This window comes from Streptomyces sp. BA2 (genome assembly GCF_009769735.1).
Classification (GTDB): Bacteria; Actinomycetota; Actinomycetes; order Streptomycetales; family Streptomycetaceae; genus Streptomyces.
In genome coordinates this window covers 570841-594074 of sequence record NZ_WSRO01000001.1, presented here as the reverse complement: position 1 = coordinate 594074, position 23234 = coordinate 570841, and the positions used below count along the sequence as shown (strand labels likewise).

Sequence of the window (23234 nt, the reverse complement as noted above, 5' to 3'; positions counted from 1 at the left end):
TCTGGTTGAGGGTCAGCGCAGGACGAGTAGGACTGCCAGCGCGATGAGCAGTGAATCGATTCGGTCCAGCAGGCCGCCGGAGCCTGGTAGCCAATTGCCTGCGTCCTTGGCCTCCGTGCCTCTTTTGATCATGGATTCGAGGAGGTCGCCGGCTGGGCCGCCGATCGCCACCGCCGCCGCCATCGGCCAGCTCAGGGCGGACAGTGCGGCGAGCACGCCGAGGCCGGCTGCGGATCCGGTCAGAGTTCCGCTCCACCGCTTGGCCGGGGACAGTGGCGACAGCCGTGGTCCTCCCAGCCGTTGGCCGGCGAAGTACGCCACGATGTCGGCGACCGAGACCGCTACGAACACCGCGAGGGCGCTCGCGCCGAGCGGCACCAGTGCGGCCAGCACACTCAGCCAGGCCAGCCCCAGCAGGGCAGCGCCGAGCCGGCGCAGGCCGTGGTCGGCGTCGCCGGTCAGGAGCGGCACCGCGGCCACCGCGAGTGCCCCGATCGCGACCGCCCGGAGCTCCTGGCCGGGCGCCAGCCAGGCGGTCAGGACCACGCCCGCCACCGCCGCGGCCAGCACCGCCCGGTCCACCCGGCCCAGCCGCATCAGCCCGCCGAACTCCATCACCGCGATCACCCCGGCCAAGATGGCCAGGGCCGCGGCGCCCGGGCGGCCCAGCCAGAACGCACCGGTGACCAATGGCACCCCGACCGCCCAGGCACACCACCGGATCAGCAGTTCACGGCGCTGGGACGCCGCCGCCGCGATGCCGCCCAGTGCCAGCGCCCCACCGAGGTAGGGCGCCAGGGAGGCCACGGTGATCACCGAGCGGATCCGGTGGCGGGAACGCTCTCCCTCGGCCGCAGTGCGTCCAGGGCGGCCCGGCAGGCGGCCACGATGCGCGCGTTCTCGGTGGTGTCCTTGACCGCTATGCGCACGGTGCGCCCCTGGTACTCCGACGACAACGGCGACAGGTCGCGCAGGTATACGTCGTGGCGGCGGCACTCGTTCACCAGTTGTGCGGCACTCGGCCCGTCGGCCGGCAAGGTCACGGTGAGGAAGTTCGCCACGGCCTCCTCGACCACCAGAGTCTCGTCGAGGCCGGCCAGGTCGGCGGCCAGTTGCCCGCGCATCGCGTGGGTGCGATGCCAGCAGTCGCTGTAGTACGCCGGGTCGCGTAGTGCTGCCACCGCGGCCAGCTGTGCCGGAAGGCTGACCGGCCAGGGCGGCGTCCATCGGCGTAGCTGCGCTGCGATGGTCGGCTCGGTCACCATGTACGCCGCCCGCAGGCCGGACAGCCCGTACATCTTGGACAGTGAGGTGCAGACCGCTACGCGCGGGTCCGTCGCGGCGAGGTCGGCGAGTGACTCGGTCAGACCGACGTAGCCCAGGTACGCCTCGTCGATCCACCAGCGGGTTCGGGCCGGCGCGGCAGCGATCACCGAGCGCAACTCGGTGGCCGGCATGTGGCGTCCGGTCGGGTTGTTCGGGTTGACCACCACCACGAGGTCGTAGCGGCCGTGCTCGACGGCGGCGGACAGCCGGGCCGGATCGATCCGCCAGCCGTCGTCACGGCGCAGCCGGAACCGGTCCACCCGACATCCGATCACTCTTTCCGTGACGTGCGCGTACTCGCCGTAGCCCGGGTCTGCCAGAAGCACCCTGCTCTCCGGGGTCAGCCACTGGCCAAATGCCCTGAAGATCAAGTCGGATGAACCGGCGCCGACTGTGAGCGTCTTGGTCGGCAGCGCGCGGGCCGTGGCGATTTGCGCCAGCAGGCCCTCCGCGCCGGTCGGTGGCGAGGTCCGGGCGGCCCAGGCCGGATCTTCCGTGAGCGCTGCCCGCACCCCGGGGGCCGGCGGGAACCAGGCGTCCAGCACGTCGGCCGCGACCACCTGATGGCGGCGGTGCAGGCTGCGGAAGTCCGTGCCGATGGCGCTGAACGAGGCGCCGCCGTGTTCGCAGCCGTCCGGCCGGGGTGCGAACGCCGCGTCAAGGCGCCAGTCCACTTCGGACCCCAGGCGTGCCAGCGTGGTGCGGTAACGGTCCATCGTGAGCTTCGTCAGCTCGCTCACGTCGGCGGCCAGCACCTCGAACGTCAACGCACCGCTGCGGACGGTACGGCCCACCGGGCGCAGACCGGCGGCCAGATACATGTCGAGCAACTCTGCGCGCCCCATTGCCGCCACACGGCGGCCGCCGCGGGCGGCGATCCAGCGCAGCGCCGCGTACATCAGCAGCGGTGCCGCCGCGGTGGACCGCCAGCGCGGTTCAACCGTGAGGATGCGTACCTCGAACAGATCGTCCTCGGTCAGCAGGGGCAACTCGTCGCGGGTGAGGTACTTCTCCAGCGCGTACCGTCCCAGCCAGGGCGGAGTCAGGCTGACGAAGCCGATTCGGGCCGTTCCTCGCGCCGCGACCAGGTAGACGTTCTCGCCGTCGAGGCCGTCGCGAAGCGAGCCGGTCGGATCCGGCGCATGCTGTCCCAGCTCCTGTGCGTACACCCGGTGACGCAGTTCGTGGATCCATTCGAGATCCTCCTCAGTGGCAGCACGCAGCTCCAGGTCACGGCCCATGAGCACCTCTTTCGACGCGGGTTGGGACCGTTGCATCATGAGGAACGCGGATCGGCCGCGACAGGGCCGGGCAACCCAGTCGGCCTGAGTACGCGTACTCAGGCGCATGCTCTTGCTCGGGCGAAGGACCGTGTTTCAGAAGTCGAGGTCCATGTAGTCGATGTCGTTGATCTCGACGTCCGAGAGCCCCATCGCGCGGACTCCGCCGTCCTGGAAGTACACGTCCTTCAGTCCTTCGGCGATGATGCCGCGCATCTCCCGGTCGTCGGCCCCCGTTTCGCGGGCGTGGAACAGGCGTTGTGCGTACGTCGGGGGGAGGTGCACGGTGAGGCGGCGGAAGCGGCCGTCGTCTGTTGTGCCGATCGGTGCCGTGTAGCCGAACTTCGCTCGGGTCTCCACCGTGATGCCGCCTGTGTCGGCGGCCTGGCGTCGGCGGCGTTTGCGTACCTGCGGTTGCCAGCGGGCCTGTACCGCGTCGTCGATCTTCGCGGCGACGTCGGGGCGGGCGTGTTTGCGGGCGCCGCGCCGGTAGCGGTTGACGGAGTCGGCGGTGACTCCGATCTCCTGCGCGACGGCCTTCGCGCTGCCCAACTTCCGGATCAGGTAGCCGATTTGGGCCTTGAGGGTCTTCGGTGGCTGGCGGGTGAACGACTCCCGGTCGGCGCGCTCGATCGCGTCCTCGATCTCACCCACGGCCTACTCCCCTTCGTCCAGGACGGCGTCGCCGCCCTTGATGTGCCGTGCCGGGTTGAAGCCCTTCTCCATCAGATCGACCGCCCACAGCATCGACTGGACACCCTCCAGCTTCGCCAGGCCCGGGGTGGCTCCGAGGCGGAATCCGCCGGGCTGCGGCTTGCCGGAGGCGGCGTACGGCAGGAAGTCCAGCGGGCTGTCTCCCGGGGAGGGGTAGACGACGCAGTCCGACAGTACGGCCAGTGGGAACAGGCCCGTCATCCGGGACATGTTCAGCAGCTTTCGGTGCATGTTGACGCGGGCCTTGCTGATGACGGCGGCCCGGATGTCGGGGCGCCAGGTGGGCCGTTGAAGGGCCGGCCACCGCTCGCCCTCCTTGTAGGACTTGCCCTGCGGGCGCTCGCGGAGTTTGCCCACGCCGCCCTTCACCGTGGCCTTGATGGCCGCGAGCACGGCGGCCAGGGCCGGATCGACCTGCTTGTGCCGCTCCATCGCCGTGAGGAACTGCCGGTCTTCCATGTCCCGGGTGACGCCCAGTTCGGCGAGGGTGTCGACGTACGCCGCCTTGAGCCGGTCGTGCCACGGGTCCAGGTACGCGCCGGTCTCGCGGCGCAGGTACGCCTCGATCGGGTGTACGTCGTGGCCGAGTTCCTGGGCGTAGGCGACGGTGTGCGTCTGGTACCAGGCCGGGCCCGCCGGCCGGGTGCCGTCCGGCGTGAACGGGCTGGGCAGGCGCGGGTCGAGCTCGATGTGGCTGAGGTCGACCAGCCAGGAGCCGGGGATCTTCGGGTTGAACTTCGGTGCGTGGAAGTGGTCCGGGGCGGACAGGCCCACCGTGAGGCGCGCGGCGGCGGCGAGGAAGGCGGCGTTGAGGTCCAGGCCGACCGCGTACGGCAGGGTGCACTCCTCGTCGCTGAGCGAGTCCACCGACCGCACCCATTGGTACGCCTCTTCGTCGAGGAAGCCGCCGCTCCAGCCGGAGTTCACGACGACGGGGTGTTCGGCGGTGGCCTCCGGGGGAGCGGGGTCCATCGGCTCCGTCCCCAGCGAGCCGGGGTTGTGGCCGGACACCCAGTTGCCGGTCTCCGGGTCGCGTACGGCCTTCGTCGGCGGGCGCATTGCCGTCATCAGTTCCAGGCCGGAGACGGCCGTCGATCCGCGGGGGGTGATGACCCGGGTCGCGTACACCCCGAGGACGCGGGCGACGTCGGCCGGTTCCATCTCCGCGACGCCCGGCCAGGACCGCTCGTCGAGGGCGTCCCAGGACAGGAGCGCGAGTTGCACGCACTGGCGTTGGGTGCCCTGCGCCTTGCGGTAGATGCGGGCCCAGGGGCCGAACCCGCGCTGTGTGAGCTTCCACTTCGCCTTCGTCACCTGCTTGACGACCGGGTGGTCGTCGGGCAGTCGCAGCGAGCGGCGCTGCTCGTGGCCCTCCAGGCGCTCCGGCAGTCCGAGCTTCACGGCGGCCGCCGCGGTGAGCACGATCAGCGGGTCGGAGTCCTTGCCGTGGCGGTTGAGTTTCGCGGCTCCGAGGCCGGACTCCTTCAGGGTCCACTCCACCAGTTCCGGGATCGTGGTCGCCGGGCAGTCCAGCACGATGCCTTCGACGCCGTACGCGTTCCCGTCGCCGTCCAGGACGGCCAGCGGCCCGTGCTGGTAAGGGGCGGCAGCGATGTTCGGCGCCACGTGTTTGCGAGCGGGCCGGCGTGTTGTCGTACGAGGGGGGGTGCTGCGCTGCGGGGTTGCCGGGGCGGCGGGAGCCGCCGGGGCGGGGCTCTGCGTGCTCTGCGTGCTCGGCGCTTCGGGTGCGGCCGGGCCTGGGAACGTCTGGGGAACCGGCTCGGGCTGGGGCGTGGCGGCCGGCGCGGATGGCGCGGATGCCGCGGCAGGAGCTCTGTGCGCGGGGTGCTTCGCTGCCCAGCCTTTCAGCAGCCGCTGGTACGCCTCCAGGCGGGGCGGCTTCGGCGAACTCCTGCCGTTCTCCCAGTTCTTGACCGTCTGGGGCGTCGTCTTCAGTGCCGTCGCCAGACGGGTCTGCGTGATCCCGGCGGCCTCACGCAGCCGGGCGCGCTCCGCCGGAGGCGGGAGCTGCGGCTCCTCCTCCAGCAGCGCGTCCACCGAGGCGAACAGCTCTTCTTCCGTGGCCATTCCCCCACGCTAACAGAAACTTACCCGTACATTTAACCTATTTATTTAACTCGTTCTACGTGTCCGGGTCTCCGGTTTCACGCCGTCGTGGGCCGGCCGCCGTACTGGATGACGTTCGACAGGACGACGTCGTGGCTCTGCACGTCGATGGTCACCCGGTCGCCGTCGGCGATCCGGAATCCGTCGTGGAAGCTGGCCTCGTCAGCGCCCAGGAGTACGTAGTTGACCATTCCGGGGCGGCGGACGGCGGGGTAGGTGAACAGGTGGTCCGCCATGTCCTGCATCTTGAAGTACAGCGAGTCGCCGCCGCAGGAGAACTTCCCCTGCCAGGCCGCGGCGCCGTCGCGCTCGATGGTGACCTGGCCGGTCACCGACTGCGGCGGCTCGTCGAGGAAGAGCCAGGGGGCGATGGAGGTGTCGCACAGCTTGCAGTACGGGTTCCAGCCGGGGTTCTCCCGGTGCAGGCCGATGTCGCACAGGTCATTGCCGAAGGTGTAGCCGACGTAGTGCGGGGCGCCTTGGTCGTCGTTGACGTAGACGAGGGCGACCTCGGGCTCCTCGATCAGTGCGACCGGCTTCTCGGGGACGACCAGCGTCTGGTCGGGCATCTTCAGCCAGGAACCGAAGCCCTTGAAGAACCAGTTCGGGGCGACGAACTCCTCGTCCTCGCTGGGCTCGGTGTCGAACTTGGACTTGTGGGTGCGCATGAAGCCGCTCAGCAGCGCGTTCCCGCTGGCCGTGGGCAGCAGCGGCGGCAGGTAGCGCAGTTCGGGGTCGCCGGCGGTGACGGTGATCTGCTCGGCCTGAGCGGTGATGGAGGCGATGACCGCCTCGGGGCCGTCGGCCGCGAGGAACTCTGCCTGGAGCCGGCCGTCGGAGACCCGGTAGAGGGTCTGGGTCCGGCCGGGGGCCGGCTTGTCGAAGCCCGCGTACCGCTCGCCCTTGTACTCGCACTCGAACAGGATGGACATGGTGGTTGGCCCTTCTAGGGGGTGGGCGGCCCGAGGCCGCGCGGTGGTTGGAGCAGGACCGCCGCCGGGGGGGGGAGGAGGCGGGTCCGTGCGTGCGGTGTGACGGTGGATCAGGCGCTGAGCGCGTTCTCCTGCGTGTTCTCCTGCTGGGCTGCGGCCGGGGCGATGAGGTCGGCAAGGACTTCCTCGACGCGGTCGAGCGATGCCCGGATCCAGGGAAGGGCGAGGGGGTCGGTGGCGTTCAGGGCGGCGGTGCGCTGTTCGTCGTCGGCGCCGTAGAGCCGGCTGGTGGCGGCCCGCACCCGCAGGGAGGTGCCGGGTTCGCCGAAGGCGCTCGCCGGCAGCAGTCCCACTCCGTAGCGTTCGACGAGGAGTTGGGCGAGCTCGGCGCCGGTGTGCACGCCGTGGGCCTGGGCGAGGTGGTCGCGCAGCGGCTCGAAGTCGGCGTACAGATAGCAGGTGGCCGTCACCGGTGCCAGTACGGCTCCTGCGGCGGCGAACCGCTGGGACATCGCGCGGGCCACCGTCCGGTGCAGGCGGCGGCTCGCGGCGATGTGCTCGATCACCTCGTCGGGCTCGCCGAAGGCGTAGGCGGCCGCCTCCTGGACCGGTGCCGCGGGGCTGGACCAGATCTGGCTGGCGATGCCGGTCAGGCGTGTGTGCACTGCGCGTCCGGTGTCGCTGTCGGGCAGCCGGGCGACTCCGATCCGCCAGCCGCCGAGTGCCAGGTTCTTGGTGAGGCCGGTGGTCACCACGGTGCGCTCGGGGGCATACACCGCCGGGGACACGGCCGGGGTCGCTGCCGGGTCGAAGACGAGGTCGCAGTAGATCTCGTCGGAGATGATGGTGAGGTCGAGGTCCCTGGCCGCCTCGGCAAGACGCCGTACGGTGTCGGGTGCCGCGATGGTGCCGGTGGGGTTGTCCGGCGTGGTGACCACGACGGAGCGCGGGTCGTGCCCCTCGGCGCGGGCTGCGGTGACCGCCTCGCGGAGCAGGTCGGGGTCGGGTACGCCGCCCTGGCCCGGCAGGATCGGGACGGGGATGGGCCGTGCGCCGATCAGTTCTGCCTGGGCGGCGTAACTGACCCAGCTCGGTGTGGGGATGACCACGTCGCCGCCGACGGCCAGGAGCAGTGCGAAGAGCAAGGGTTTGCTGCCAGGACCGCACACGACCAGGTCGCGGTCCGTGGCCAGGCCGCGCCGCTGCCAGTAGCCGGCGACGGCGGTGCGCAAGGCGAGGCTGCCGGCCACGGGGCCGTAGGCGTTGCGGCCAGCGGCCTCGGCGAGTTTGGCCCGCAGTGCGGGAAGGACGGGCAGCCCGATCTCGCCGCTGGCCATGGAGATCACCTGTTCTCCGGCCTGGCGTCGGCGGGCGATGGCCTCGTCGGCGGCGAGAGTCGCCGACATGGTCACCGTGGTGGTGGGCTGGGGCATGGCTGACTCCAACGGTCGGATGGCGGGCGGCGGTTCAGCGGCTGCGGTTCGGCGGCTGCGGTTCTGCGGCCGCGGTTCAGCGGCCACGGTTCAGCAGCCGCGGGCTGTGCTCTAGCCGTAGAGCTTGCGGAGTTCGGCCTTGCGGACCTTTCCGGTGAGGGTCTTGGGCAGCTTGTCGACGACCACCACGCGGTCCGGCCAGAAGCGCTCGGGCTGCTCCGCCGACCGCAGGTGTTCGCGGATCTCCTCCAGCGAGGGCTTGTCGCCGCCGTTGTGGACGAGCACCGCGAGGATCTCGTCGGTCACCTGGCCGGTCGGGCCCACCAGCGCGGCCTCGGACACCTTGGGGTGGCGTGCGATGGTCGACTCGAGCTCGGCCATGGGCACGACCACGCCGTCGCGCATGATGGCGTCCTTGGCCCGGCCAAGGACTCGGATCCCGCCGCGGCCGTCCTCGCGCGCCACATCGCCCGTGTCGAACCAGCCGTCGGCGGTGAGTTCGGCCGCGAACAGGTCGTCGTGCTTGTGGTAGGTGAGGGCCAGGGAGGCACCGCGCACCCGCAGGCGGCCCACGGAGGCGCGCTCGTCGGGGTTCTTGCAGTTGTCGATGCGGATCTCCATGGCATCGATCGGGCGGCCGTTGCTGTGCGCCGCCCAGTCCTGGTCGTAGTCGAGCTTGGTGATGGTGACGGGGCCGTTCTCCGACATGCCCCACAGCGAGTACGTACGCACGCCGAGGGTGTCGCGGAGCTCGTCGACCAGCGGCTGCAGTACCGGCGCCGATCCGGTCACCACGTGGCGCAGGGTGCTGACTTCGCGCTTGTCGGCGCGCAGGGACTCGGCGATGTCCATGAGGGTGGGCGGCGGGCCGTAGAGCAGGGTGGCGCCGTAGCGCTCCACGAGGTCGAGGAGGACCTCGTTCTTGCGGACGTCCTGGAAGGCGATGGTGCCGCCCAGCATGACGCCGGCGAGGATGCCCTGGCCGAAGCCGGAGTAGTGCACCAGCGGCGTGGACACGGCGGCGACCAGGGTCTCGTCCAGGAGGAAGGTGTCGACGTAGCCGCGTACGGCCGCGTGGATCGTGTTCTGGCTGTGCAGGACACCCTTGGACAGGCCGGTGGTGCCGGAGGTGAACAGGACGACGAAGGGGTCGTCCGGCTTCAGCTCGCGGCCCTGCAGGGCGGTGGCGTGCCGCTCTTCCCAGTTGACTCCGACGAAGTGCTCGTGGAAGTCGCGGGCGCCCGCGGGGGTGCGGCCGCCGACCACCACGACCTGCTCCAGGGTGGTCACTTCGGTGCTCAGGCGGGTGACGATGTCGGCCAGGGGGGCGCCGTCCCACTCGGGGACGGTGACGCACACGCGGGCCTCGGTGAGTTCCAGGCGGTGGCGCAGTTCCTCCTCGTCGCAGATCGGCGAGATCGGGCAGATGGCGGCGCCGACGCGGATGCAGGCGAACAGCAGGGGCGCCATCTCCCACCGGTTGGGCAGCTGCACGGCCACGAAGTCGCCGCGCTGTACGCCCAGTTCGAGCAGGGCTCCGGCGAAACGCTCGGTCATCTGGGCGAGTTCGGTGTAGTCGAGCGTGTCGGTGCGGCCCTGGTTGACCCGGCGGCCCGCGACGGCCAGCTTGTGCGGGCGCTTGGCGGCCTGGTGGCGCAGGTCGTCGAGGAAGGTCTCCTCCCGCCACCAGCCGCGGCGGCGGTACTCGGCCTCACGGTCCTCGGGGGCGTCCGATATCGGCGCGGTGTGTATGGCGGTGGTCATCGGCGGTCCTTCCGGCGTGCGGTGAGCAGCTGCGGCAGCGGGTCGCCGGCGTCGGCCGCGGCGATCTCCAGGAGGTCGAAGGTGTTCTGCCGCACGCGGTCGCCGACCCAGTCGAAGACCCATTCCTTGCGTGCCGGTGCCGGCAGGTCGAAGGGGACGACGCGGGTGACCGCCAGGGCGGCGGACGCGGCCCCGCCGATGTTGGCGATCACGCCGGGGACCAGGGTGGCGCCGGAGGCCCGCGTCTTCTCCTTGGCCTCGACGCTGGAGGCGAGGTTTCCGCCCTCGACGACCAGACCCGCGCGCAGGCGGTGTGCGTTCTCCGCGTTGAGCGCGTACTTCTGCGCCGCGAGGATCAACAGGTCGGCGTCGACGTCGAGCCAGGCGTCCGGCTGCGTCGAGACGCTCACGTCGTGCGGGAGGCGGGAGCGGTCGATCCGTCCGAACTCGTCGGTGATGGCGATCAGGTCGGCCACCGGCAGGCGGTCCGCGCTGAGCGTGCCGCCGATGTCGGCGACACCCACGATGACGTGCCCGCGGTCCTCGAGGAACCGGGCGACGGCGCGGCCCACCGCGCCGAAGCCCTGGATGACGACCCGCGCCGACTCGGTGCGGCCACTGGCCTCCAGTGCGGTGAGCGCCGCGACTCCGACGCCATGACCGGTGCAGTCGATCAGCGGCTCGTAGTAGGTGCGCCAGTCGATGGGCATGTCCGGGGCGCCCAGGCGGTAGCGGGGGTCGTAGCCGGCCTCGTCGAAGAAGACGGCACGGTCGGCGGGGGTGACGCCCATGTCGATGCCGAGGTGGATGCCGCCGTGCAGGAGCGGCTTGACGGTACGGCCGAAGGTGCGGAAGGTCTCCTCGCGGTTGCTGCCGTCGGAGACGATGCCGGCCTTGGCGCCGCCGATGGGGAGTCCGGCGAGCGTGAACTTGTGCGTCATGTCGCGGGCGAGACCGGCCACCTCCTCCTCGGTGACTCCGGTGGTCATCCGGGTGCCGCCCATGGCGAGGCCGTCGTGCAGCGAGTCGACGACGACCCAGCCCTTGAGGGCGCCGCCGCTGCCGTTCAACGACACGGTGAAAGCGGGGTCTTGGGCCTCTTCCACCTGAGGGTTTTCATTCTGAGTGCTCACTGCCAGGGACCTCGTGATCGGTTCGAAGCGGTTGTGTGGGTACTGATGGGGGGGTCAGCGGCGGTGCCGCTGATCACTGATAGATCTCGGCGAAGCCGCGCAGGATCTCCATGCCGTCGTTGCGGAACTCGAGGTGGGCCTGGGCGCCGAAGATGCGGCCGTCGTCCGAGCGGAGGAACTCCACGGGCGCGTGCTCGGAGCGTCCGATGGAGCGGAAGCCCTCCGGTGTGCCCTGCAGGTACAGGGTGTGGCGGTGAAAGACCGTCACGGTCGGCTTGACGTAGGAGAAAATGGGCTCCTCCTTGTCGACCTGTACGTCGTAGCCGCCCACGCGCTGCGGGCCCTCGGCCAGTTGGCCGCCGTTGGCGACAGCGAGAATCTGCATGCCGCCGCAGATGCCGAAGACCGGGACCTTGGCTCCCATCACGAGATCGATGAGGGGCCGGTAGTAGTCGCTGTCGAAGGCCCGCACCTTGGTGCCGCTCAACACGATGGCCTGGTACTTCGGGTCGAGCCTGCCGGGCGCCGAGGCGGCGTCGATCGTGTCGGTCTCGGAGCCCAGTTGTTCGAAGCGCTTGCGCAGCTGCTTGAGGGAAAGAGTCCCGTTGTTGACCACGAGAACCCGGGATGTCGCCACGTGCTCTGCTCCTGTCGCTGAGGTGTTGGTGCTGTCATCGCCCGGCCGCCGGGGCGGCGAAGGGGCGTGTCACGTTCTGGTGATGACGGTTCCGGTGGTTTCAGCGAGCAGTTCCGAGACGGGGGCGCTGCCGATGATGACCCGGTCGACGCCCCGGTCCAGGGCCTCTCCTGCGGCACGCAGCTTCTTGCGCATGCCGCCGGTGGCGCCGCGGTCGCGGAAATCGGCCGCGGCCCGGGCGGTGATCCGGCGGACCGGCTCCCCGTCGATGAGGAGATGGGCGACGTCGGTGACCAGGGTCAGGGACGTGGCCCGGGTGGCTCCCGCGATGGCGGCGGCGGCCCGGTCGGCGTCGGTGTTGACCTCTTGGCCGGCGCTGTTGCGGGCCAGGGGTGTGACGAGGTAGCAGTGGCCGGCCTGCAGGTTCTTCAGCGCGGTGGGGTCCACGTCGGTGATGGGGCCGACCAGGTTGTCGAGTTCGACGAGCTGCTTGTCGCGCCACCACCAGCGTTCGCCCTCGCCCGCCTGGACAAGGCCGTCGCTGCCCAGGAGGCGCTCGGCGGTGATGCCCCGCTTCTCCAGCCGTACGAAGACCTGCTCGGCCATGGTCTCGCTGACCGTCTTGATGTCGGCGATCACCTCGGGAGTGGTCCACCGGCTCTGGTTTCCGTAGCGGTCGCGCAGGATGGCCGAGGGCTCGCTGTAGCGGGAGCTCAGCTGCTTGAGCGGCTTGGACCAGCCGTGGACCAGGACCAGGGGGTGGCTGCGGCCGTGCTGGGCCAGGTCGTCCCACCAGGCCTGCGACATGTCGTCCAGGCAGCTTCCGCCGAGCTTGACCACTGTGGGGATGTTGCTCATGCCGGCACCAGCGGCTGCATGGTCAGCCCCGTTTCTTCCGGAAGGGAGTAGCGCGTGTTGAGCGCCTGGACGGCTTGGCCGGCCGCGCCCTTGAGGAGGTTGTCCAGTGCGGAAAGGACGACGATGCGGCCCCCTTCGGGGTCGTGCATCACGGTCACGTCGCAGTAGTTGGACCCCAGGACCGCCTGCGGGTCCGGGACGGGGATCATCGTCTCGTTGTGCCTGCGGACGCGGACGAACCGGTGCTGCTTGTAGAAGCGCAGGTAGGCGCGCTGCAGCTCGCGGCCGTCGACCTCGTCGTCGGTCAGGACGTAGGAACTGGCGAGCAGTCCTCGCACGTGTGAGACGCCGTAGGCCGACATCGTCAAGGAGCCGATGGTGCCCGGCTTGCTGCGCTCCAGGAAGTCGCTGACCTCGGCGGCGTGCCGGTGCCCGACGGGCGCGTAGGGCGTGATGGCGCCGTTGCGGTAGGGGTGCAGGCCCGGGGTGCGCAGAGCCTGGCCGCTGCCGCTCGAACCGCTCTTGCCGTCGACGAGTACGGTCTTGAGGTCGAGGCCGAGCGCGAGAGTCAGCGGCGCGAGTCCCAGCGTGATGGCGGTGGCGTAGCAGCCGGGCAGCGAGATCAGCGAGGCGCCGGCCATCTGGTCGCCGACGAGCTCGGGCGCACCGTAGACGAAGCGGTCGGCCAGTTCGGCCTGCCGCGCCACCTTGGGGTACCACCGCTCGTGAAGCTCGGGGGTGCGGATACGGAAGGCGCCGCTCAGGTCGATCACGCACGCGACCTGTTCGGCCAAGGCCGGGGCGAGTTCGGCCGACACTTCGGCGGGCGTGGCCAGGAACACCACGTCGCACCGGTCGGAGAGGTCCGTGGTGGCGGCCTCGACACTCAGGCCCAGGTCCAGGCGCAGGCCCGGATGCAGTTCCGCGGGGCGGCGGCCGATGTTCGACGAGCCGCCGAGGAAGGTCAGTTCCAGCTCGGGGTGCTGGCTGACCAGCCGGATCAGTTCACCGCCGGCGAACCCTGAGGAGCCGACTATGCCTACGCGGATCATGCGAGGATCTCCTGCAGATAGCGGCTGATGGCCGATGGGATGTCCACTCCGGTCGCCTGGGCGATGGTGCGGAAGGCCGGCGCGTGGTTGACCTCGTTGACGACATAGCCCTCGACCGTGTGGAAGAGGTCGATGCCGTAGATGCCTTCGCCGAGTTCGTTCACGACGCTGTCCACGATCTTCGAGAGCGCGGGGTCGTGGTCCAGGGCCCGGTTGCGGTTGCCGAGGGCGGCGTTGCTGCGCCAGTCCTCGCCGGCGCTCTGGAACTCCGCGGCGGCGACGAGTTCACGGCCGACGACGAAGCAGCGGATCGAGGTGCCGCTGTCCAGGAACGGCTCGGCGAGGGCAGCCTGCTCGAAGCCGTGCCCGAGGTCCTCGATGTAGTCGTAGAGGGACTGGGCGGTGTCGGCGTCACGGATGAGCGCGACGCGCTTGCCCATGCCGCCGAAGACGGGCTTGAGCACCATGGGCAGAGGGAGTTCCTCCAGTGCCTTCTCGAAGTCCGTACGGGACAGGACCAGGCGGAAGTCCGTGACCGGCACGTCTGCCGTGCGCAGCACGGTGCGCAGGGTCAGCTTGTTCTCGCAGGCCTGGATGGCCGCGGCCGAGTTCAGGGTGCGGATGTTCGATGCTTCGGCCTGGGTGGCCAGCAGCCCGCCGCGGGTGTAGCTGCGGCTGCGGATCAGGATGGCGTCGTAGTGGTTGATCGTGGGCGCGTCCGGGTGCCCGAGGCACAGGGATTCGTCGTTGACCCACTCGACGTCCAGGCCGTACTCGCGGGCGGTCTGGATCAGCTGTCGTTCTTCCCAGCTGATCCGGTCCGCCACGATGGCGATCTTGTTGCCCATTGAGGGGACTCCTACTCCTTTGCTCCTTGCTTCCGGTCCTCCTACTGGCCCCAGTCGCGGAGCTTCACCTCGACCATCTGCAGGGCGAGCGTGCCGTCCTGGACGTCCTCGACGCGCAGCGTGAGCATGCACTCGGGGCAGGCGATGGTTTCGCCCTGGACCATCGGCGGGGTCGTGACGTCGGTCTCGCACTCGGGGCATTCACCGGTGAGCGTGGACGTGGGCGTGGACATGGTTCCTCCAGTGCTGATGTGGGGACTTGGTGGGACGGAAATTTGTGGGGGAGGCGGGCGTCGCGTTACGCGGACTGGTAGTCGACGGCGGCCTTGCGGATGGCGTCCTGGTCGAGCAGCGGGCGTCCGTCCTGCTCCTGGCGCGCCGTGAGCCATGACGTGAAGGCGTCGATGTCGATGCCGGTGCCCTCTTCGGCCAGCGCCCACTTGACCAGGGGGGCCGTCAGGCGTGAACGGACGCGCAGCTCACGGGAGTTGCCGACGAGCTCGGCCGGCAGGGTCTCGTAGGCCTGCGGGCTTGTGAGCTGCCCGGGCAGTTCGTAGGCGAAGGCGTGCGGGGTGGTGGGGCCGGACTGGAAGGCCTCGCCGAGGCCCGCTCCCGCCAGCGCCACCTTCGACAGCTCGGTGAGGTGGGTCAGATCGAAGCGGGTGTCGCCGTGGATGACGCGCAGTGAGGTCAGCAGTTCGGCCAGGGGTGCGTTGCCGCCCCGCTCGCCGATGCCGCCGACCGTCGCCGAGATCCACTGGGCGCCGGCCCGGACGGCGGCCAGTGAGTTGGCCACGGCCATGCCCAGCATGTTGTGCGAGTGGATCTCGATCTCGGATCCGTCGATCGCGGTGAGGTCCGCGATCTTCTCCTCCATCTGCCAGGGAGAGAGATACGCGACGGTCTCGGCGAGGCGGAAGCGGTCGGCTCCGGCCTCGAAGCCGGCGGCGACGTAGGGGACAAGCCGCTCCTGTGGGGTGCGGGCGCCGTCCTCTCCGCTGAAGGTGACGTGGAATCCGCGCTCCTTGGCCCCTTCGATGGCGGCGCGTGCGATCGAGGTCAGGTACTTGGCGCTCGGCGAGGCCAGCTTGAGCTGGGCGTGCTCCTGCGAGGTGGGGATGGAGAACATGACGGACCGCACGCCCAGGCGCAGGGCCTCGTCCAGTGCCGCCGCGACCTGCTGGCGGTCCCTCACCACGACCAGGGTCAGGCTCCGTTCGGGGCCGACCGCCTCGTGGGTGGCCAGGATGAGGTCGGCGTCCTTGGACGAGGGTCCCGACACCATGCCGACCTCGACCAGGTCCACGCCCGTCTTGACCAGCAGGTCGGAGATGACCGCGGCATCCTTGGCGCTGAACTCCACGCCTGCCATGTGGGCGGAATCCCGCAGAGTCGCATCGGATATGCGGGGCTTGATTGTTCCTCGGTTCTCTGTTGCTGACATTGCGAGCACTCTTTCCTGCGAGGCTTTCGTGGATATCGCCCAAGCTGTCGCGGATACCCCTGGCCTGCCCTCTGGGGGGAATCTGGTTGACGCTGGTTACAAGCTTCTTCGGCCGGGTAACTACCGTCAAGGACTTCCAAGTTCGGGCTCCGTCAGAAAACGTCATGGAATGTCAGAGCCCGCTGATTCTCCCGTTCCACCCGCCCGGCAGCCGGCTTTCGCCCTTAGTGTGGTTCCGCGGTGACCACGTGCGAGGGACGAGCCGGGCGAGAGGAAAGAGGATGACCTTCGTTGTCGAGTTGACCTTCCGGGAAGGTGCGGAGTCTCGCCACGGGAGGCGGGAGGAGCATCGCGACTACTGGAACGACAAGGCCAGGGCCGGGCTGCTGATCGGCGGCGGTCCGTGGCAGGACGGCTCGGGAGAACTGCTGCTCTGCGAAGCGCGGGACCGTGACTCCCTGCTGCGCGTTCTGCGTGCCGATCCCTACGTCCGGGCCCAGGTCATCGCGCATGTGGAGGTCCGGGAGTGGAACGTGATGACGGGAGAGGCTCTGCGGGGGCGGCGGCCCGCCGCCGCGGACCGGCGCCCCGCCGGCGGGGCCGGATTGACCGCGCACGAGGAACGCATCGCGGCGATGATGGTGGACGGCATGACCAACCGGAAGATCGCCGAGGCGCTCACGGTGTCCACGCGTGCCGTGGAACTCCATATCACCCGGATCTACCTCAAGTTGTCGATAAGACGCCGCGCCCAGCTGGCTCACGCCCTGGAACAGCGCCACAGGAATGCCGCCTGAAACAAAAGGGCTACGGATTCCCGTAGTGGCAGCCGCCCGGTACGGAGATATCTTCCGGGAGATACCTCCGACAGATTGGTGATGCCATCATGGATATTCCTTCCGTGCCCCGGCTCGGGCTTGTGGTTCCCCCGGAAAACCCCACAGCCGAGCCTGAGTTCCGTCATTTCCTCGGCTCCGGAATGAATGTCTACACGTCCCGCTTCCCCGTTCTGCCGGGCACGAGCCTGCGGGAGATGCTCGAGACGTACAACGAAGTGCTGCCCGATGTCCTGGCCGGCTTCGGGCAGTTGCGTCTCGATGCCGCGGTGGTGGCCTGCAGCGCGTCGCACTACCTGCTGTCCCCCGAGGGCGACCGGACGTTCTGTGCCGAACTCAGCGACCGTGCGGGCTTCCCTGTGGTGTCCTCGACGCTGGCCATCCTCGCGGCGTGCGAAGCGCTCGGCCTGAACCGGCTGACGCTGGTCTCCCCCTACGAGCCGTGGCTGACGGATCTCTCCCGGAGCTACTGGGAGGAGGCCGGTCTCACCGTCGACCAGGTGGTGCCCGTGCCCGCCGGCGAGCGCTACGACCCCTACCAGGTGACCACCGGGACCATCCTTGAGCGGATGGGGCGATACAGCCTCCCCGAGAACGCCGCGGTTCTCTTCACCGGCACCGGCATGTTCACCCTGGACGCCATGGACGAGCTCGGCGCCCGCCCCGGCCGGGTCCTGCTCTCCTCGAACCTGGCCAGTGCTTGGTGGGCGCAGCTCGCGGCGGGCGCGCAGAGCGAAGGCCTCGCGGGTCACCCGCTGGTGGAGCGGCCGGCCCGCGCGGCGTGATCCGCGGCCGCCCTGTGGGGGCGGGTCTCCGGCACCGGCAGCTCATGTATCGTTTATCGATAACATCGATAAACGATACATAGTCAACGGGGGTCCGTGATGGGGAAGATGCGTAGTCCGCTGGAGCCGATGTCGACGACGGTCAAGTCGGTGGTGACGGTGATGGCGGCGGTGATGGGCGCGGGCCTGCTCGGCCTGCTCTTCGCGGACAACGTCTCCGTTCTCGGCGTCGGCGACGCGTCCGTGTGCGCCACGGACACGACCGCCACCACCGGTGCCGGGGGCTCCGGTCCGCACCCGGGTTTCACACCCGCGCCGAAGGCCAGTCTGCTGCTGGACACGCACCCGACATACTGCACGGAGGCTGCCGACGGGCTCCAGAACCTGCTCGACACCACGTCCCAGCTGGTGCCCCTCCTCTTCACCGCCGGCGCGCTGGTGCTCGTCCTGCGGCTGATGAAGGGTGCGGAGCGCGACGGCCTCTACACCGCACAGACCGCCGGACGGCTGCGCGGCCTCGGCTGGTGGCTCCTGGCGGGCAGCGTGGTCTCCGCGATCGTGACGTCCGTGGTGGAGCGGGCGCTCGTCGCCTCCTTGAGTGTCGACAGCGGCAGCCACGCGTGGTCCGGACTGTTTCTGTGGGATGTTCCCTTCATGGCGATCCTCACCGGCCTCGGCATCCTCTCGTTCGCCCGGGTCATGCGCGTCGGCATCGCCATGCGCGAAGACCTCGAGGGGACGGTCTGATGGCCGAGGAGGGCGACGAGCACGCCATCGAGGTCCATCTCGACCGGCTGCTCGAAGGGCGCGGGATGACCCTGACCGAGCTGGCGGAGCGGGTGGGCGTCACTCACGTGAATCTCTCGATTCTGAAGAACGGCCGGGCTCGGGCCATCCGCTTCACCACCCTGACCCGCATCTGCGAGGTACTGGACTGCCAACCCGGCGACCTGCTCAGCCACCGCCCGCGCTGAGGAGCTACGAGGAGCCACGCGGGTAGGTCTCGTGCGTAACGGCTGTTGGGCCGGGGCAGGTTGAGGTGTCCGCCCAGCGTTGCGGATTCGTACGCCGTGCGGAACGCCCCGCGCCGCTGCAGCTCGGGGACCAGGCCGCCGGTGATCGCGGTGAGGTCGTACGGCAGCGTGCCGCCGGGCGGAGCCTCATCGGTGGCTGAACTGCAGGCCGGTGCCGCGGATGGTGGTGATCCAGTGGCCCGCTCCCAGCTTCTTGCGCAGGCTGCTGACATGGGTGTCGATGGTGCGGCGTGACCAGGAGTCGCCCCAGACCTGCCGCATGATCCGGTTGCGCGAGATGACGATCCCCGGGTGCGAGGCGAGGAGGTGCAGGAGGTCGAACTCCTTCGGGGTGACGTCCACCGGCCTGCCGTGCACGCGTACTTCCCGTGCGAAGGCGTCGATCCTCAAGGGGCCCTGCGAAATGATCTGGTGGGCCGCGGGCCGTATCTGCGTACGGCGCATGACGGCCTCGATACGGGCCATCAGCTCGCGAAAGCCGTAGGGCTTGACCAGATAGTCGTCAGCGCCGGCCTGCAGCCCCAGAACGCGGTCCAGTTCGCTGCCCCGGGCCGTGACGGCGATCACCGGGATGTCGCACGCCGAGCGCAGCTCGCGGCAGACCTCCAGGCCGTCCAGGTCCGGGAGTTCGATGTCGAGCAGTACCAGGTCGGCGTGCCGGTAGCCCTGGAGCGCCGCTCTCCCGGTCGTCGCTCTCTCGACGGTGTGCCCCTGCCGGGTCAGATCCCGCGCGAGTGCGTCGGCGTCGCTGGTGTCGTTCTCCACGACCAGCAGCCGCCAGGAGGCGGGCGCCTGCTGGAGTGTGGGGCGGAGTGCCGCGGCGCCCGGCGTGGTCCGCTGTCCTGGCCCCCGGGTGAGCCGGGGGGACAATATGTGAGGGTCCATCAGATCCATGTCGGCTCCGACTCGGCTCGCGGTCTGGGCAACTTCTTCCGGTCGCATGCGTCAGGCATGCATCTCTCCCCCTTGAGTAGCTGTCGACTGAGGCCATCGCCGGAGCGGGCGATCCAGCTTCTTCGCACCGTCATCTTGCGACGGACGCGCGGGACAGGAAATGGAGACTTCAATAAGTCACCGATCAGTGTCCGCGGTCTCTCCTCGGGCTCTGAGCGGGCTCTGAGCGGGCTCTGAGCGGGCTCTCAGAACTCTGAAACGTCTTCGCCCTGGCGGGCGTTCTGCCGCGGCGGTTCGACGGCGCAGACCCCGTGGAGGATGAGGTCCCAGACGCGGGCGAGTTGTCCCACGGCGTCGGTGTGCGGGGCGTCCGGCGCCGGTGTGTGGGCCAGGTGGCGCAGGTGGGCGTCGACGCCGGCGATGAGGTAGCCGGCCATCACGGTCACGGTCTCGGGGTCCGCCTCCGCGCGCAGTTGTCCGTCCGCGTGGGCCTGGTCGAGCAGTTCGCGCAGGTGCGGGAGCCAGTTCGCCGTCCAGTCGGCCTCGGTGGAGGAGCGCTCCCTGGCCAGCCGGGCGGCCGCCCGCACTTCGGTGTCCTTCTCCAGGAGCCGGGCGAGGGCGAGGACCAGCGCTCTGGCCCGGCGGAGCGGGGAGGCGGGGACGGCCAGGGCCTGGCGCACCGCCGCCTGGGTCATCGAACGGCCCCGTTCCTGAAGGGCGTCGGCGAGCTTGTCCTTCGTCGGGAAGTGGAACGTCAGGGCGCCCATGGAGATGCCCGCTCCCCGGCTCACGCGCTGCAGGGAGGCGCCGTCGTAGCCGTGGCGGTCGATCTGTTCGGCGGCCGCGCGCACCAGGGCGCGCCGGGTGCGAAGGGCCCGCTGCTGGCTCACCATCGCCGTCCCCTGGCTCTGCGACGGACGGGACAGGAGCGGCGGGGGCGCGGGGCGTGGCCTGGCAGACAGTCAGGGATCGGCCGCCGATGCGCCTCGCACCATCGGGTGCGCATCAAGCTCAAACACCTCTCGCCCGTCTCGGTCGTTATGACGCAACTTTCCCCAGGTGGGCAGGGATGCGGCAACGCGGACTTCACGAAGTAGGAGCGGTTCGGCCCCTCATCCGCGAAAAACATAAAAAGCGTTCTGTATATTCCTGGGTACCGGACCGGCTGTCGACGTTCGAGGGGGATCCACCATGGCCGTACAGCATCGATCAGCTCTGCCTCAGATGCGGGACCCGGGCCGCTGTGTGCCCGACTACTGCGACTTCGTGGATGACGTGTTCGGCTATCTGCCCCGTGCCGACCAGCGCCGGTGGGCAGACGCCTACCTGCGCGGTCTGCTGACGGTCCCCGGCAAGAAGACGATCCGGCAGATGGCCAAGGCCGTCTCGCTGTCCGCGGGCGCCCCGCAGGCCCTGCAGCAGTTCATCAGCGCCAGCCCCTGGGACTGGGAGGCGGCCCGCGAGGCCCTGGCACGAAAGGCCGCCGCCCAACTCCCCCCGCACGCCTGGACGATCGGGATGACGCTGGCCGTCAAGCGCGGCGAGCACTCGGTGGGCGTACACCGCCGGTTCGTCGCCGCCGCGGGGCGCACCCTCAACTGCCAGGTCGGCGTCGGTCTGTTCCTGACCTCCGGGTCACAGAGCCTCCCGGTCGACTGGAGCCTCCTGATGGACGAGGGGTGGTCGAGCGACGAGCGGCGGCGCCGACGGGCCCGGGTCCCTGAATCGGTCCGGTCGCAGCCGCTGTGGACGCACGTCCTGGACCTGACCGACCGGCTCGCCGCGCTCAACCTGACGCGGCCCGCACCGCTCGTCCTCGACCGGCACTGCGCCGTCGACGCGGGCCGCCTGGCCGCTCACCTCACTCTGCGCGAGCGGGACTTCCTCATCGAGGTCCAGCCCGGACAGCCCGTCCTTCCGGCGCAGCACACCCGCCCGTCGACGGCGGCGCGGCCCCTCCTCCAGCCCGTCAGCGCCCAGCAGTTCATGCGCGAGGGCGGATCCCGCCGTCCCTATGTGGTCGGCGTCGAGCAGAACGGCCGGACGCGCCACCTCCATGTGTACTCGTCACTGGTACGCCTCCCCGGCCTGCGCCCGGCCTCGCCCGGCGCCCAGCGGGTCCACCGGCTCCTGGCCGAGCGATCCGCCACCCCCCAGCGACCGCCCCGTTTCTGGATCACCAACCTCACCGACCGGCGCATGGACGACGTACTCGCCCTGATGCGCCGGCCCGCCCTCACCCACGCCACCGTGCAACAGCTCCAGGACGACTTCGGCCTCCTGGACTTCGAAGGACGCTCGTTCCCCGGCTGGCACCACCACATGACGATGTCATCCGCCGCGTACGTCTACAGCCGGCTGCCGCACGGTGCGCCGCGACGGCCCGCAGCCGTCTGATCCCGGACGAGACGACCACACGCCGCCCCCACGGCAAGAGGACGAGGAATGACCGCACCCCCCGACACACCATCCATGCTCCCGCAGGCCCCGACGGACACAGAGACCGTCGAGGAGCGCACCCAGCGGTTCGAACGCGACGCCCTGGCCTACCGCCGTCGGATGCACTCGGCGGCTCTGCGCCTGACGCGCAACCCCGAGGACGCGGAGGACCTGGTGCAGGAGACGTACGCCAAGGCCTACAAGGCCTTCCACCAGTTCCAGCGCGGAACCAACCTCTGGGGCTGGCTCCACCGCATCATGACCAACGCCTACATCACCTCCTACCGCAAGAGACAGACGGAACTCCCGCACGTCGGCGCCGTCGAGATCGAGGACTGGCAGCTGGCCCGGGCCGCAGGCCACACCTCGAGCGGCCTCACCTCCGCCGAGACCCAGGTGCTCCATCACATCCCCGAGCCCGAACTGCTCGACGCCCTGCGGGACACCCCCAAGGACTTCGTCAAAGTGGTCTACCTCGCCGACGTCGAGGGCCTGCACTACCGCGAGATATCCCAACTGCTCGGCATCCCCCGCGGCACGGTCACCTCCCGCCTGCACCGGGGACGCCGACGGCTGCGCACCCTGCTTGCGGACTACGGCCGCCGCCACGGCCTGGCGCCCGCGCACCACGGCACGCACCCTGATCCTCCGTGTCTGTGACCAACCATGAGGCAGGACACCATGGACAATCAGCTCTTCGACTACAGCCCGATCGTCGACCGCGAGCCGATCCACTGGCCCGGCGGGGCCCGTGTCGCCTGCTACATCGGGCTGAACGTCGAGCACTACCAGGTCGATCGGCCCTCGACGAGCATCTTCGCGGGGACCGCCGGGCTCTGCCCCGATCCGCTGAACTACGGCTGGCGCGACTACGGGCCCCGGGTGGGCATCTGGCGGCTGATCGAGAGCCTCGACCGGCACCGGATGCGCCCGAGCGTGATGCTCAACTCGGCCGTCTGCGACCGCTATCCGCAGATCATCGAAGCAGGCAGGGCCCGTGACTGGGCGTGGATCGCCCACGGCAGGGACAACTCCACCTTCCAGACCGGCATGTCCGCCGAGGAGGAACGGGCCTACCTGGCGGACGTCGTGGAGACCATCGAGAGGGCCACCGGGCGCCGTCCTCGCGGCTGGCTGGGGCCTGCGCTCACCGAGACCTTCGCCACGCCGGAGCTGTTGGCCGAGCTCGGTCTGAGCTACGTCCTCGACTGGTCGAACGACGACCAGCCCTACCGGCTGAACGTGCCGGGGATGCTGAGCGTGCCGTACTCGATCGAGGTGAACGACGTCAGCCTGTTCGTCGGCCGGCACCTCAGCGGGCCGGACTTCGTGACGATCGTCAAGGACCAACTGGCCCAGCTCTACGCCGACTCGGCGGACAGCGGCCGGGTGATGGCGCTGGTCCTGCATCCGTTCATCATCAACCAGCCTTTCCGGCACAAGTACTTGGACCAGGCGCTCGCCCACCTCGCGCATCATCCCGGGGTGTGGCTGACGACCAGCGACGAGATCGCCGAGCACTACGCCCGTGAGACCGGGCCGCGGAAAGCGTAAGCCGGGCCGCGGAAGGCGTAGGAGAAACCTCGAAGGCGGGCTCGTATCCAGTGCCGTTCTGGCACCTCGGGTACGAGCCCGCCGTCCCTGCGCCCGGGGGATTAGCGCAGAGAACTGAACCGCTGCGCGATGTACGTCCGACGC

23 protein-coding genes are annotated in these 23234 nt (G+C 69.9%); 7 read left to right on the top strand and 16 right to left on the bottom strand.

Annotated elements, in window-relative coordinates; translation table 11 throughout:
• Positions 1 to 12 precede the first annotated feature (12 nt).
• From E5671_RS02480 to E5671_RS02415, 14 genes are all read right to left on the bottom strand, one after another.
• Positions 13 to 816 (bottom strand): phosphatidate cytidylyltransferase, encoded by an 804-nt coding sequence (locus tag E5671_RS02480; RefSeq protein ID WP_160502187.1) that lies wholly within the window; start codon positions 814 to 816, stop codon positions 13 to 15.
• Positions 813 to 2567 carry a pyridoxal phosphate-dependent aminotransferase gene (locus tag E5671_RS02475; protein WP_160502186.1) on the bottom strand — a complete coding sequence of 585 codons (1755 nt, stop codon included), beginning with the start codon at positions 2565 to 2567 and terminating at the stop codon, positions 813 to 815. Before E5671_RS02475 ends, E5671_RS02480 begins: the two co-directional genes overlap by 4 nt.
• A 135-nt stretch (positions 2568 to 2702) precedes the next feature.
• Entirely contained in the window at positions 2703 to 3260 is a 558-nt protein-coding gene (gene tpg, locus E5671_RS02470; RefSeq protein ID WP_160502185.1) for a telomere-protecting terminal protein Tpg, read from the bottom strand.
• Positions 3261 to 3263: 3 nt separating this feature from the next.
• Positions 3264 to 5408, bottom strand: coding sequence for a telomere-associated protein Tap (gene tap / locus E5671_RS02465; RefSeq protein ID WP_160502184.1), 2145 nt, complete (start codon positions 5406 to 5408; stop codon positions 3264 to 3266).
• Positions 5409 to 5485: 77 nt separating this feature from the next.
• Positions 5486 to 6379 (bottom strand): fumarylacetoacetate (FAA) hydrolase, encoded by an 894-nt coding sequence (locus E5671_RS02460; protein WP_160502183.1) that lies wholly within the window; start codon positions 6377 to 6379, stop codon positions 5486 to 5488.
• 110 nt (positions 6380 to 6489) lie between these two features.
• Complete coding sequence (locus E5671_RS02455) at positions 6490 to 7812, bottom strand: pyridoxal phosphate-dependent aminotransferase (protein WP_160502182.1); 1323 nt, start codon at positions 7810 to 7812, stop codon at positions 6490 to 6492.
• A gap of 111 nt (positions 7813 to 7923) precedes the next feature.
• Positions 7924 to 9576, bottom strand: a complete 1653-nt coding sequence (locus E5671_RS02450; protein ID WP_160502181.1) for an AMP-binding protein — start codon at positions 9574 to 9576, stop codon at positions 7924 to 7926.
• Positions 9573 to 10709 (bottom strand): Glu/Leu/Phe/Val dehydrogenase dimerization domain-containing protein, encoded by a 1137-nt coding sequence (locus E5671_RS02445; protein WP_336605631.1) that lies wholly within the window; start codon positions 10707 to 10709, stop codon positions 9573 to 9575. Before E5671_RS02445 ends, E5671_RS02450 begins: the two co-directional genes overlap by 4 nt.
• A 73-nt stretch (positions 10710 to 10782) precedes the next feature.
• A complete protein-coding gene (locus E5671_RS02440; protein ID WP_160502180.1) occupies positions 10783 to 11346 on the bottom strand; it encodes a glutamine amidotransferase-related protein in 564 nt (187 codons plus the stop codon).
• Between the two features lie 69 nt (positions 11347 to 11415).
• Complete coding sequence (locus E5671_RS02435) at positions 11416 to 12204, bottom strand: amino acid kinase family protein (protein WP_160502179.1); 789 nt, start codon at positions 12202 to 12204, stop codon at positions 11416 to 11418.
• Positions 12201 to 13256, bottom strand: a complete 1056-nt coding sequence (argC, locus tag E5671_RS02430; protein WP_160502178.1) for an N-acetyl-gamma-glutamyl-phosphate reductase — start codon at positions 13254 to 13256, stop codon at positions 12201 to 12203. Before argC ends, E5671_RS02435 begins: the two co-directional genes overlap by 4 nt.
• Positions 13253 to 14104: an ATP-grasp domain-containing protein gene (locus tag E5671_RS02425; RefSeq protein ID WP_160502177.1), complete on the bottom strand. Its 852-nt coding sequence runs from the start codon at positions 14102 to 14104 to the stop codon at positions 13253 to 13255. Before E5671_RS02425 ends, argC begins: the two co-directional genes overlap by 4 nt.
• 41 nt (positions 14105 to 14145) lie before the next feature.
• Positions 14146 to 14337, bottom strand: a complete 192-nt coding sequence (locus tag E5671_RS02420) for a lysine biosynthesis protein LysW (RefSeq protein ID WP_160502176.1) — start codon at positions 14335 to 14337, stop codon at positions 14146 to 14148.
• A gap of 65 nt (positions 14338 to 14402) precedes the next feature.
• On the bottom strand, positions 14403 to 15548 hold the full coding sequence (locus E5671_RS02415) for an isopropylmalate synthase (RefSeq protein WP_160502175.1): 1146 nt from the start codon (positions 15546 to 15548) through the stop codon (positions 14403 to 14405).
• A 281-nt stretch (positions 15549 to 15829) separates the two neighbouring features.
• On the opposite strand from E5671_RS02415, the gene E5671_RS02410 reads away from it, so the two are divergent.
• The 4 genes from E5671_RS02410 (at position 15830) to E5671_RS02395 (ending at position 18143) form a co-directional block, all read left to right on the top strand.
• Positions 15830 to 16345, top strand: a complete 516-nt coding sequence (locus tag E5671_RS02410) for a LuxR C-terminal-related transcriptional regulator (protein ID WP_160502174.1) — start codon at positions 15830 to 15832, stop codon at positions 16343 to 16345.
• Between the two features lie 89 nt (positions 16346 to 16434).
• The gene (locus E5671_RS02405) at positions 16435 to 17169 is read left to right on the top strand and encodes a maleate cis-trans isomerase family protein (RefSeq protein WP_160502173.1); all 735 of its coding nucleotides are present in this window, start codon (positions 16435 to 16437) and stop codon (positions 17167 to 17169) included.
• Positions 17170 to 17268: 99 nt separating this feature from the next.
• The gene (locus E5671_RS02400; RefSeq protein ID WP_237330002.1) at positions 17269 to 17916 is read left to right on the top strand and encodes a DUF2975 domain-containing protein; all 648 of its coding nucleotides are present in this window, start codon (positions 17269 to 17271) and stop codon (positions 17914 to 17916) included.
• Positions 17916 to 18143, top strand: a complete 228-nt coding sequence (locus E5671_RS02395) for a helix-turn-helix domain-containing protein (RefSeq protein WP_160502171.1) — start codon at positions 17916 to 17918, stop codon at positions 18141 to 18143. Before E5671_RS02400 ends, E5671_RS02395 begins: the two co-directional genes overlap by 1 nt.
• Before the next feature lie 186 nt (positions 18144 to 18329).
• Here E5671_RS02395 and E5671_RS02390 read toward each other — a convergent pair whose 3' ends face one another.
• Together E5671_RS02390 and E5671_RS02385 are read right to left on the bottom strand one after the other, a co-directional pair.
• Positions 18330 to 19097, bottom strand: coding sequence for a response regulator transcription factor (locus E5671_RS02390; protein ID WP_237330001.1), 768 nt, complete (start codon positions 19095 to 19097; stop codon positions 18330 to 18332).
• A 245-nt stretch (positions 19098 to 19342) separates the two neighbouring features.
• Positions 19343 to 19990 carry a TetR/AcrR family transcriptional regulator gene (locus E5671_RS02385; protein WP_160502170.1) on the bottom strand — a complete coding sequence of 216 codons (648 nt, stop codon included), beginning with the start codon at positions 19988 to 19990 and terminating at the stop codon, positions 19343 to 19345.
• A gap of 298 nt (positions 19991 to 20288) precedes the next feature.
• Here E5671_RS02385 and E5671_RS02380 point away from each other — a divergent pair, with 298 nt between their 5' ends.
• From E5671_RS02380 to E5671_RS02370, 3 genes are read left to right on the top strand one after another with little or no spacing between them, the layout of a single operon-like run.
• The gene (locus tag E5671_RS02380) at positions 20289 to 21494 is read left to right on the top strand and encodes an IS701 family transposase (protein ID WP_237330000.1); all 1206 of its coding nucleotides are present in this window, start codon (positions 20289 to 20291) and stop codon (positions 21492 to 21494) included.
• Positions 21495 to 21542: 48 nt separating this feature from the next.
• A complete protein-coding gene (locus E5671_RS02375) occupies positions 21543 to 22196 on the top strand; it encodes a sigma-70 family RNA polymerase sigma factor (protein ID WP_160502169.1) in 654 nt (217 codons plus the stop codon).
• Between the two features lie 21 nt (positions 22197 to 22217).
• Complete coding sequence (locus tag E5671_RS02370; RefSeq protein WP_160502168.1) at positions 22218 to 23090, top strand: polysaccharide deacetylase family protein; 873 nt, start codon at positions 22218 to 22220, stop codon at positions 23088 to 23090.
• Positions 23091 to 23234 lie beyond the last annotated feature (144 nt).